The organism is Mesorhizobium sp. P2_D1, from assembly GCF_056404455.1.
In genome coordinates this window covers 1-10,561 of the sequence record NZ_JBFUDZ010000096.1, presented here as the reverse complement: position 1 = coordinate 10,561, position 10,561 = coordinate 1, and the positions used below count along the sequence as shown (strand labels likewise).

At 56.3% G+C, this 10,561-nt stretch carries 11 protein-coding genes; 10 read left to right on the top strand and 1 reads right to left on the bottom strand.

Translation table 11 applies throughout. The annotated features are described in order from the left end of the window. From AC1D0I_RS31625 to AC1D0I_RS31600, 6 genes are all read left to right on the top strand, one after another. Positions 1–192: hypothetical protein (locus AC1D0I_RS31625; protein WP_477400071.1), on the top strand; the 192-nt coding region annotated here is incomplete at its 5' end. 262 nt (positions 193–454) lie between these two features. After that, positions 455–865, top strand: coding sequence for a Ros/MucR family transcriptional regulator (locus AC1D0I_RS31620; protein WP_477400070.1), 411 nt, complete (start codon positions 455–457; stop codon positions 863–865). A 646-nt stretch (positions 866–1,511) separates the two neighbouring features. Further along, complete coding sequence (locus tag AC1D0I_RS31615) at positions 1,512–1,784, top strand: hypothetical protein (protein WP_477400069.1); 273 nt, start codon at positions 1,512–1,514, stop codon at positions 1,782–1,784. 459 nt (positions 1,785–2,243) lie between these two features. After that, positions 2,244–2,465 (top strand): DUF768 domain-containing protein, encoded by a 222-nt coding sequence (locus AC1D0I_RS31610; RefSeq protein ID WP_477400072.1) that lies wholly within the window; start codon positions 2,244–2,246, stop codon positions 2,463–2,465. Between the two features lie 74 nt (positions 2,466–2,539). Then, positions 2,540–2,818 carry a hypothetical protein gene (locus AC1D0I_RS31605; RefSeq protein WP_477400068.1) on the top strand — a complete coding sequence of 93 codons (279 nt, stop codon included), beginning with the start codon at positions 2,540–2,542 and terminating at the stop codon, positions 2,816–2,818. A gap of 618 nt (positions 2,819–3,436) precedes the next feature. Next, complete coding sequence (locus AC1D0I_RS31600; protein ID WP_477400067.1) at positions 3,437–3,826, top strand: hypothetical protein; 390 nt, start codon at positions 3,437–3,439, stop codon at positions 3,824–3,826. A 468-nt stretch (positions 3,827–4,294) separates the two neighbouring features. On the opposite strand, the gene AC1D0I_RS31595 is transcribed toward AC1D0I_RS31600, so the two are convergent. Beyond that, entirely contained in the window at positions 4,295–4,501 is a 207-nt protein-coding gene (locus AC1D0I_RS31595; protein ID WP_477400066.1) for a hypothetical protein, read from the bottom strand. Positions 4,502–4,835: 334 nt separating this feature from the next. On the opposite strand from AC1D0I_RS31595, the gene AC1D0I_RS31590 reads away from it, so the two are divergent. The 4 genes from AC1D0I_RS31590 (at position 4,836) to AC1D0I_RS31575 (ending at position 10,277) form a co-directional block, all read left to right on the top strand. Then, entirely contained in the window at positions 4,836–6,302 is a 1,467-nt protein-coding gene (locus AC1D0I_RS31590; protein ID WP_477400065.1) for a pilus assembly protein TadG-related protein, read from the top strand. A gap of 203 nt (positions 6,303–6,505) precedes the next feature. After that, on the top strand, positions 6,506–7,042 hold the full coding sequence (locus AC1D0I_RS31585; RefSeq protein WP_477400064.1) for a DnaJ domain-containing protein: 537 nt from the start codon (positions 6,506–6,508) through the stop codon (positions 7,040–7,042). Between the two features lie 1,053 nt (positions 7,043–8,095). Beyond that, positions 8,096–9,604 carry a TadE/TadG family type IV pilus assembly protein gene (locus AC1D0I_RS31580; RefSeq protein ID WP_477400062.1) on the top strand — a complete coding sequence of 503 codons (1,509 nt, stop codon included), beginning with the start codon at positions 8,096–8,098 and terminating at the stop codon, positions 9,602–9,604. A gap of 460 nt (positions 9,605–10,064) precedes the next feature. Beyond that, entirely contained in the window at positions 10,065–10,277 is a 213-nt protein-coding gene (locus AC1D0I_RS31575) for a Flp family type IVb pilin (RefSeq protein ID WP_477304240.1), read from the top strand. The last annotated feature ends 284 nt before the right edge of the window (positions 10,278–10,561 follow it).

The window sequence follows — 10,561 nt, the reverse complement described above, 5'->3', positions numbered from 1 at the left end:
CCGGTAGCGCACTTGACTGGGGGTCAAGGGGTCGTCGGTTCGAATCCGGCCACTCCGACCAAACAAAACAAAGGTTTAGCCGCTTCCCCCAGAGGTGGCTATAAAATTTCTAGCCACATTATAGCCAGCAATGAAAAGCCCGCCGAAGCGGGCTTTGTCGTTTGCGGTGCGCTAATGCAAATATCCCAATAGCTACAGGATGATGATGATTGGGATCGGGATTCCGAGTAGCCAGAGTAGTCCGCCTCTTAGCATGGATTTCCTCCCTTGGTTGCCGCGACGGAAAACGCTATTCCATGGGCGTAGTTCCAAAGATGGCGTTTACACAAGTTGCAAGAGGAAAACGCCTACTCGCCGATGGCGAGGCCATCTACGGCGGGCAATGGGTATGCTTGCGCATTTTAGAATGCCCTAATAGATAGGTTGTTTGTCAGCTAACAAGGCGGACCGACAAATGACCAACGAAACCGACAACCACGTCGCACTAGCCGAACTGACTGCGGAGGTTGTCTCTGCATACGTAAGCAATAACCCATTGCCGGCGGCTTCGCTGCCGGACCTTATCGCGTCTGTGCATACGTCTCTAACAGGCCTTATCAAGCCGGCGGCCCTGCCAGCCGAGCCTCTAGTGCCGGCGGTCAATCCTAAGAGGTCGGTATTTCCCGACTACATAATCTGCCTGGAGGACGGCAAGAAATTTAAGTCGCTGAGGCGTCACCTCAATACGGACTTCGGCCTCACTCCTGATCAATACCGTGCGAAATGGGGCTTGCCCCAAGACTATCCAATGGTCGCACCGGAGTACTCCGACCGGAGGTCGGCGATGGCAAAGGCTACCGGTCTAGGCCGCAAGGCTGGAGCCTGACGCGCCCAAGAAGGCGGCTGCGAAGCGGACTGCTAAGGCTTAGTTTGCGAGGCGTGCGACATGCGCGAAAGGGAGGGCTTTGCCCGGGATGGTCGATCTAAGGGAAACGCTCAAGGCCGAGGCAGCAGAGTTAGCTTTCACAGAGGAACGGAAGGCCGAAAAACTACGGCGCGAACTTGCCGTCCTCGATGAAACAAGGGCAAAACTGAAATCCGAACTCGACAACGCTGCCTCTGCGGCTGCCCGCGTGCATAGATATCAGCCCGCTACCGAGACGCCACAGTGCCCGCGCTGTTGGATATTGCGAGCAAAGCACGAGCCTATGGTTGGCCAAGGGAGCGGTGGCGAAAGGTTCAAGTGCCGCGAATGCGACCATGAGGTGCGTTTGGACCGTTGAACGTCGCCGTGAGGCAAACCGCTGACTGTTGGTGGGACAATGAAAAGCCAGCCGCCGTGGCGGGGCGACGGGCCATCTTGACACAGGCCGGACACGACGAATTGGGGGACAGGCGTCCGGCTGGCATTTTCAACGAGGGATGCGAAATTTTGTTCCCGCGCCTTTTAGATAAATTAGCACCAGCTTGACTAAGCCGTCGCGCGCTCCAGAATCCTATGCATGGTGCGGGGTATTGGCATTGGAGATCTGGTGGCGGTGACGGCCACCGTAAGACGGCGGGTCGATGACGACACCGTGAGCGTGTCGATTCCGTCCTACGATTTTCCGCACTCGATCCGCGACTCRTCCAAAGTAAAACGCGGCCAGCAGCTTGAGTTAACTGGCGAGGTCACGCGCATCGATGACAAGACCGTGACGATCGCCTTGGGACCGCTGGTGACGGTCGCCATAGACAAGGTTCGGCTGGTGGAGAAATACCGGCCGCCGACCCGTAAGACATCGCTGCGAGACATGGCCGACTAAGCGAGAACGGCGTATAATTCGCCAGCCGGCGAGAGCCCCAACCCGCGCCGGTTAGGCCCGGTGATCTTAGCCCAGCCCGCCCACGACCACCGGGCCGCCATCACGAGAAAAAGCTCGCTGGGTGATAAGTCTATATATTACATTAGCAATCGCGCAATTGAGACTGAAGTCCTTGGCTTGCCGGCCCTAAAGACCCACGTCGTGAGCTAACCAAAGGTCGGTTTCCAGTCGCGGTGGCGCACCCTTCGAAATGGTAAAAATGTACAGATTTTTGAAATTGAAGAGCTGGTTCCCCGGTCGTAAAATTCGGGCGTTCGCCATTGCTTTCCAAGGGAGGGTGCGATGGATAACGTGACGCCTGATGGCCCCAAGGTATCGGCACTCGATTGTGAAATTCCGCGGAGCGCCTTCCGCAAAGCGGTCGCAGAAGAGAAAGGGGGACGGACTTATGATGGCGAGATGAGCACACGCGGCGTCAACTTCCTGCACAAATGGATTTCCAACAACGTCCCCGAGACGGTCGGCGCCGACATCATCTCAGTCGCAGAATTGACGCAGAAGCTATTTGCAGACGCCAAGGCGATCGGCATAGGTAGCACCGAGATCGACGAAGAAACCGTTAGCATCTACAATTCAATCCAGGATGCAATCGTGCAAAACGACGCTGGCGTGGCGGACTAAAACCGCTTGCCAGCGTCATCGAGATCAGGAATATAATCCTCCCGTTGCGGCGACCCCCCTTAAACGGAGTTCGCATGTCAAAAACACTTGCCGACACCCTGGCCGCTCGCGAAACGATTTACGTCAACTGCGGGCATCCCGCGTGCTGCAAAATGACAAAGCTCGACGTCCAGTCGCTGATAGACAGGCTCGGGCCTGACCATGGTTCCATGCACTGGGACTTGGTCGGACTCTTCGACTGCTCGGATTGCAAGGCCGCTGGCCGCGACCGTCGGCCGGTGTTCTTCACCTGCATTCCTGACTATGCAGGCATCCAGGCTCGGCGCAACAGTGATTGGAAGCCGACATTTTAATAGCGCCAAGCGAGCGGAGCGGCGCCTAGATGTCCCGCCACGGATCAATTGTGCTTGGCACCGAAATTGCTCTGTTGATCTAAACTGCGAGATATCTCTCTAGATGATCGAAAGTGCACCTAGGATTGTCTGCAATTCGTGCAGAGTGCCCCTCAGCAGCGTCAGTGAGCCTCAAGGGTCCGACCTCCTATCTTGCCCCAATTGCCGGATTTCCGAGACATACGACAACGTCATGCTTGAACTTGGCCAACGCACAGCGGACGCACTCTTGCGCGCGATCTACCGACCTGTTCCGTCGAGGATCTATCGTTTCGCCCTTCTCTTTTCAAAAGGGGGACACCACCCCAAGCCGACAAGGTCGCCCCTGATGAGCACGACTGGTGACGAGGACCACCTTATGCGAATGCGGGTCAGGCGGAGGAAGGATGGTCCGTCCCGTGCCTTGTGGGACTTCAGTCTTAGTCCCGCCAATAGGCTTAATTGCGAAGTTGCTAATATGCCCATAGTTTTGTCAGCGCGGGAAACGCAACCCCTTCCCGCCAAGGTGGCCGGTGCGGCTTCGCTTCCCCAAGCATCTCCTGCGCCGGCCATTTGCGTCGATAAACGGGAATTGTCAGATTGGATGCTGCGCACGTTAGCTTCGAGGCCCGACGACGGGCAGACACGGTAGCACCGCCGCCAAGATTTGATCCCTTTTGGGGAAGTGCGGCAGGGGCGGCGATAGCCGGCAGCGTCGTTGCGGTTTTCTACTGGCTTGCCGGCAGCAACCACATGGCGGGCCCGATCGGCGTCGTCACGATTTCGGCGTTTGCGCTGCCGTATCTTTATCTCCGAAGGCAGGAGCGGAAGAACGGGGAAGCTTTTGAAACCTACTACATCAGATTGTTGGAGCTGGAGAGAGCCAGAGAGAAAAGTTGGCTGCCGCCAAACCAAATCGCAGCGGCTAATCAACAAGCTCGCCATATCACCGTGGACAAAGCGGGTTGGACCGACTTGAGGGAACGTTAGCGACATCTAAGTGTTCTGGCTGCGCGGCAGGTGTGCCCTCCATCATCTGCTGAACCTCCGGTCGGCCCGCGCTTGCCGGTCTGGCAGGGATTCTGCCCTAGGCCGGGTAGCGCTTGCTACTTCCGCACGATCCAGTCGAGTAAGTCAGTCGCGACCGTCGCTTGGCCCGTGAAGTCGCGGACCATCAGCATAGCAAATTCGCGCCATCTATCTTCCTTTAAGAAACCCGCCGCTCCATTCGCGGCAGCGGCGGGCGTCCCTTAGGGATCATGGGGACTTGCGGGGGATGTTGGTTGCCCCTGCCAACCAGAACAACTATTAGAATGCTCTAATGTTCCGTTGCGCCATTCCGGAACGCACCCAGCATAGGCGCGCTTGCTCATTCTTCCCGAAATCCGGCACATACGCGTGGCGCAGCTTGTTAACCCATTCGACATCCGCTGGCACTCGCTGCGGAGCCATCTCGTTTTATTTCGCTACGACGGCGAACCGCTCGCATCGGGTTTTGGAATGGTTGAGCTCCACGGCTGTTCCGGTGAAATATTGGCACGCGAAGAAGCCCGATGCTTCCTTTTCCTCATGGATCAGCAGTTGTGTGGAGGTAGCTTTCAACGCTATTGCGGTTCCCGCTGCACTTAAGACTATCAGGACAATGAGACCGGTGATCAATTGCATCTCCTCACTCCTCCCGAATTTGATTCAATATCGCAGGGCTATTTCCGTTCCGTTAGCTGTTGCTAAAAAACGCCGCAGCAATGCAGCCCCGAACGCGCGTTCAGATGCTTCACCCGCCCTAAGGGATGGACGACTTCAGGCTCATTCATGGCGGGACCAAGGTCTTGCGCTCCTTACGCAAAGGTCCCATGGGGGCTTTTTAGCTTTGATTGTCCATTGCCGTTGGAGCAATCATCTTTGTATCGACTGTGGAGAGAAGTAGAAGGGCGCGTAATAGCGGACTGGGGTGGTTCTCGTTTTGCGCAAATTCTGGAATGATCAACGCGGCGTAGCGATGATCTTCGTCGCCATCATGTTTCCGGTTCTGATCGGTTTTTCAGTGCTGGCGATCGATGTGAGCAGAGTCAACGGCCTTCACAACGATCTGCAGAAGGGTATCGATGCGCTTGCGCTTGCCGCGGCGGCGGAACTTGATGGCAGGGCGGATTCGATCGACCGAGCCAACCGGGCGGCGACGAATCTTCTCAGCAACACAACCAAATTTTCCACGGCGGACAATCACACGCTCGCCCTGTCAGACGTGACAATCACCTACCTGACTGGAATACCCGCCAGCGACGACACCACGTTGACCATTGCCGGCGTCGACGCCAATGGCGTCAACTGGGCAAGCACCGATCCCAAGGCGGTACAATTCGCCGAGGTGACGGTGAACGCTTCCGGCGTGGCTGATGGTGCCGGCGCCTTCGCAACGATCTTTCCGGCAAGCATGATTGGCAGCGCCGACACCATCGACATTCAGCCACAGGCCGTGGCCGGGTTCGTTCAGTCGATCTGCGAAACCGTGCCGATCTTCATGTGCAACCCGTTCGAGACGGCCGACCCGTTGACCAGCAAGACGATTCAGCAAGCCTTCGCGTCGGGAGACACCTATAGTCGGGAATTCCGCATTCTGAAAGTGGACTCGAACCCTGGACCCGGCAATTTCGGATTGATCGACAACAATCTGAGTTCGCTGCGTGACGCCATAGCGATAGGCACCTCAGGCACCTGCTACAATCGCGATGCGCTCACCACGAAAACCGGCGTCACCTTGGGCCAGGTCAATAGCGGACTGAATACCCGGTTCGATCTCTATAGCGGCTCATTGAGTTCGCAGAACAAGAACTGGGCTTATCGCCCGGCGAGCAATGTTCGCAAGGGCCAGAAGACCGGCTGCAGCAAATACACCCCCGTTACGGATGGAACGGCGCTGCCTCTCCCTCCCGGAAGCAACTATGTCGACTCAAAAGGAATGTCCGATCAGATTGCTGCGCAAGGCTTTTGGTCCAGTTATTGGTCGACCAATCACGGCACGACATACCCCAACGTCCCTGCCGCCACCAACCCCACCGGCACCACCACTGTCCCGGCTTCCAGATATGACGTCTATAAATACGAGATCGCGAACGGGCTTGTCGGGGACAAGTCCAAGGCGCCGACAAAAGAAACCGGGACGCCGTCTTGCTTCAAGGGTGACAACCCAACGCCGGATCCTGATCGCCGTCTGCTCAACATGGCGATCGTCGACTGCATCGCCAACCAGGCCAAGATCAACGGTCACACCCAACTAAAGCCCGATGGCTATGCGAGCGTATTCATCAACAGTCCGGTTCAAAAGCAGGACAACACCAAAGACCCTGATGACCCTTCGGCCGGCGAAAAACCAATCAGCCTGGAGATCGTCGACGTCGATGGTGGGTTTGCCAACAACACCCTTGTAGACAAAGCATTCCGAAACGAGGCGCAGCTCTACAGATAGCAGATCAATCTACAATCCCCCCTTCCTAATAACTAACGCGGGAGCCTCCTTTTTAGGCGCGGCTGGCGGCCAGCCTGCCCGCTCAAGTGACGCGCGCGGATGTCCCGCAATGGGTCAATGCGTCTGGCACCTCTATTGCATGGTCCTCACCGGCCACGAAGAGGCGTGGTGACACTCTGCCTCGATGTCGAGGGAGGATCACTTTGTTCGTTGATTACTATGAACTTCTGGAAATCAGTCCGAACGCCAACTCGGAAACGATTGAGCGGTTATTTCGCTATTTTGCCAAGCGTTACCATCCCGATAATCAGGAGACAGGCAATGAAGCACGCTTCAGTGAAATCGTGGAGGCCCATGATACGCTCAAAGATCCGATAAAGCGGGCGCAGTATGACATCGAGTATAAAGAGCATTTGAACATTCGCCGCGAGTTGAGCGAGGAAGCCGGCAACGCCAAAGGCATAGACCGGGATGCCGTCATTCAGGCCAAAGTGCTCTCGTTGCTCTATGTTAAACGCCGACAAGACGTGAACAATGCTGGTGTTGGCGATACAGAAATCGAGCGCCTGGCAGACTGCCCGCGTGAACATCTGGAGTTTCATCTTTGGTATCTAAAAGCCAAAGGCTGGATAGGAAGGATCGAAAACGGGACGTTTGCGATCACCGTGGAAGGCATCGACCGCACCCATACCGAACTTCGTCGTGAGCCMGCCACCAKACTCCTGGACTTCGCAGGCTGAAACCCTGCACAGCCTCGCCAGTTGCGTTTCCCGCCGGCCGCYGTCCTAGACCCCCGAACCACACCGCGCGTCCTGGCGCCCACCTGTGGCCGCATGCCACCGCAACCAAACCCGCTCTGCCTCTTGCCTGTAGATATGCCTCGCGTCAACAAGCAGCGACAGGTGCGAAATTACTCCCCTGACGTTCTGGGGGATATTATCGGCCAAAAGAAATAGACCGCCACCAGAGGCAGCGGGCCAATGTTCTCGGCAGAGATTTTGATCAATTCATCGGCGAGCGCTATTCCCCAAGTAGCCGACGCGAGGCTTCCCGTGCTCCTGTCGCGTTCGCCATCGCCACCATCGTGTCGGCCGTGACGATGAACTCGCCACGCATATCTTCTCTTGGCATTCATAGCCGCGCTGGTAGGCGAAGTAATATACCCTGAATAGCCCGGCCGAGACCTCCTCGGAGCAGCGGGTAAGTCGCGCCATCCCTCGATCGGATGAAGCGGGCTCATCTATATTAGCTAACGCTTGACGAGCCGCCGACCGCGCCAGTCAGGCGGATCAATTGGACTCTAGTCGTCCCGGATATCGGCTTCCAGTCGCGGTTCCGCTCCCTCTGCAGGCCCCTTGGGATGCCCGGTCGCGGCTCGCCCCCCTGCATTTGAGCAGATGAAGAGGCTGGCAGAGGGCAGGACTAAAGTCTTGCATGACAGACGCAAAGGTCTGGGTCAACTGCTTAAGTTCTACCAACACCCATCGGCAGTTCGGTTACTTCAGTCAATCAAGATATATACATACTCCGCAGGATCAGTTTTTAGGCGTGTTCGATCTGCATAAAGATGTCCCCCTATCGAATTCCGCCAAAACTATACGAGGATCGATCAACATCTCCCATGCATGGAATGAACATAGGTATCAGAAAAATGCGGAGAGAAGATTTATATAGCGGGGTATGCCGAAAATATACGGCAACCGAGATGAATAACGGCCACTTGACCGCGGAGAAAAATGAGGTCTATTGTCTTTCCACGGGGAAATATTTGCGGCAGGGTTGGGGGCGCTGCGATGTTTCATTTTTTGCGCGAATTCTGGAATGATCAACACGGTATCGCGATGATCTTCGTCGCCATTATGTTTCCGGTTCTGATCGGTTTTTCCGTATTGGCGATCGATGTGGCTCGTGTCAACGGGCTCCAAAACGATCTGCAGAAGGGCATCGACGCGATGGCCATTGCCATTGCGGCGGAACTTGACGGCCGGGCGGATTCGATCACCAGAGGCAATCTGGCGGCCGCAACTCTCCTCACCAACAACACCAAGTTTTCTACGGCAGACAATCACACGCTCACTCTTGCAGACGTGAAAATCACTTACCTGACCGGAATACCTGCCAGCGATGACATCCCGTTGACCGCCGATGGCGTCGACGGCAACGGCGTCAACTGGGCAAGCACTGACCCTAAGGCGGTACAATTCGCCGAAGTGACGGTGAATGCCTCTGGTCTGGCGGATGGTGCCGGTGCCTTCGAGACGATCTTCCCTGCAAGCTTCATCGGCAGCGCCGACAAGATCGATATTCAGCCCCAGGCCGTGGCCGGGTTCGTCCAGTCTATCTGCGAAACCGTGCCGATTTTCATGTGCAACCCGTTCGAAACGACGACGCCCTCGACCAGCAAAACCATCCAGCAAGCGTTCGCCGCCGGCCTCACCTATAGCCGCGAATACCGCATCCTCAAGGTTGACTCGAACCCTGGTCCCGGCAACTTCGGACTAATCGACAACAACTTGACCTCGCTGCGAGATGCCCTCGCAATGGGCACCGCAGGCACTTGCTATCAACGCGATAAGCTCACCACGAAAACCGGCGTCACTTTGGGCCAGGTCAACGCTGGGCTCAACGTCCGCTTCGACATCTACAGTTCCTCGCTGAAGAAGAATGACAAGGACTGGCGATATCGGCCGGCGACCAATGTGCGCAAGGGAGTGGACAAGACCGCCAACTGCAACAAATACAAGGCAAACACAGACGGGACGGCAATGGCGCTACCGCCAGGCAATAGCTTCGATTCCGCCACAGGGATGACGAATTCGACCTGGGATCGCAGCAATTATTGGCTGATCAATCACGGTACGGCATACCCCAACGTCCCGAGCACCACCAACCCGACCGGCGCCGCTGTACCGGCTTCCAGATATGACGTCTATAAATACGAGATCGCGAACGGGCTTGTCGGGGACAAGTCCAAGGCGCCGACAAAGGAGACCGGCGTTCCAGCCTGCTTCAAAGGAGCGACGCCAACCCTGGATCCCGATCGCCGGTTGCTCAACATGGCGATCGTCAACTGCATCGCCAACCAGGCCAAGATCAATGGCCATACCCAGCTCAAGCCTGATGGCTATACCAGCGTCTTCATAAACAGCCCCATCCAGAAGCAGGATAACAGCAAGGACGATGAAGATTCTTCGGCCGGCGAGAAGCCAATCAGCCTAGAGATTGTCGACGTCGATGGAGGGTTTGCCAATAACACCCTTGTAGACAAAGCATTCCGAAACGAGGCGCAGCTCTACAGATAGGCGGGACGGGCTCCATCCGCGCCTTCGCCCTAGACTTTGCCGCAAAGCTCGCTGGTGGCCTCGCCATCGGTATCGGCATTGCTATAGGGCACCCACTGGCCGGCTGAGTGTCGGGTCTACCGCTTCGTTCCTTCCTTAAAGCCCAGCTCTAACCTGGCGCCTTGCTGTGGCTTACCAGGCAGCGCTTTTGAACGTCGTCAAAAACACAGTCGTCGCAAGTTGTGCAAATAACGGGATATATCTTCCACCAAAGGGCTATTTCTATAGTTAAGTCGCCAAAATTCCACGCAAAATCATCTGGTTAGCTCGATCATCCAAGCGCTTTCGGAGGTCATTCCAGTTAATGGTGCGTTAAAATCCCTTTGACTCCAGCACTTCTTCAGCGGTAGCTAAATAACCCTCGACGGGGCTTTGAGCATAGGTCGGCTCCGGGGTTGAAAGTCAACAAGGGGGAAGGAACATGCGTAAGTTCATTCAGCAGTTCCGCGATGAAGAGTCCGGCGCCGCGATGGTCGAATATTCTATTCTCGTCGGTATCATCTCTGCAGTGTCGCTGCTCGCGATCCTTGCCATCGGCGGGTGGGTTGGTGATCAGTTCACCGGTCTCTGCGCCAACCTCAACACCAAGGGCGTCACTGCTGGTGGCGGTACTGGCGGCGATTGCACGCCGTAGTGACTACGCGCGCCGCCGTCCGATTGAACCCGAGCGGCGCACTCCAACTTGGGTCGGTGCGAGCGAATCGCCAGATAGCCAGATAGGTTGGCCTTGGCGTTCGATGAGAACGCTGTTCATTAGCAGTGTCTAAAGGTTTTCGATGTAAATTGGGCGCATGGACAATCTGCTAGACGACCTTGAGCATATTCTGACCGCCCCGCGAAGAAGTCTGCAGGACCGTTTTTGGGGACTGTTTCTTCTGGCGGCTGTGGCCGGTGCAATCGCTACCACCACCATGGTCG

Bases quoted from the DNA above. Each gene is read 5' to 3' on its own strand.
- AC1D0I_RS31620 (WP_477400070.1), top strand. From the start codon at position 455: ATGACCAACGAAACCGACAACCACGTCGCACTAGCCGAACTGACTGCG.
- AC1D0I_RS31590 (WP_477400065.1), top strand. From the start codon at position 4,836: ATGATCTTCGTCGCCATCATGTTTCCGGTTCTGATCGGTTTTTCAGTG.
- AC1D0I_RS31605 (WP_477400068.1), top strand. From the start codon at position 2,540: ATGTCAAAAACACTTGCCGACACCCTGGCCGCTCGCGAAACGATTTAC.
- AC1D0I_RS31595 (WP_477400066.1), bottom strand. From the start codon at position 4,501: ATGCAATTGATCACCGGTCTCATTGTCCTGATAGTCTTAAGTGCAGCG.
- AC1D0I_RS31575 (WP_477304240.1), top strand. From the start codon at position 10,065: ATGCGTAAGTTCATTCAGCAGTTCCGCGATGAAGAGTCCGGCGCCGCG.
- AC1D0I_RS31610 (WP_477400072.1), top strand. From the start codon at position 2,244: ATGAGCACACGCGGCGTCAACTTCCTGCACAAATGGATTTCCAACAAC.
- AC1D0I_RS31580 (WP_477400062.1), top strand. From the start codon at position 8,096: ATGTTTCATTTTTTGCGCGAATTCTGGAATGATCAACACGGTATCGCG.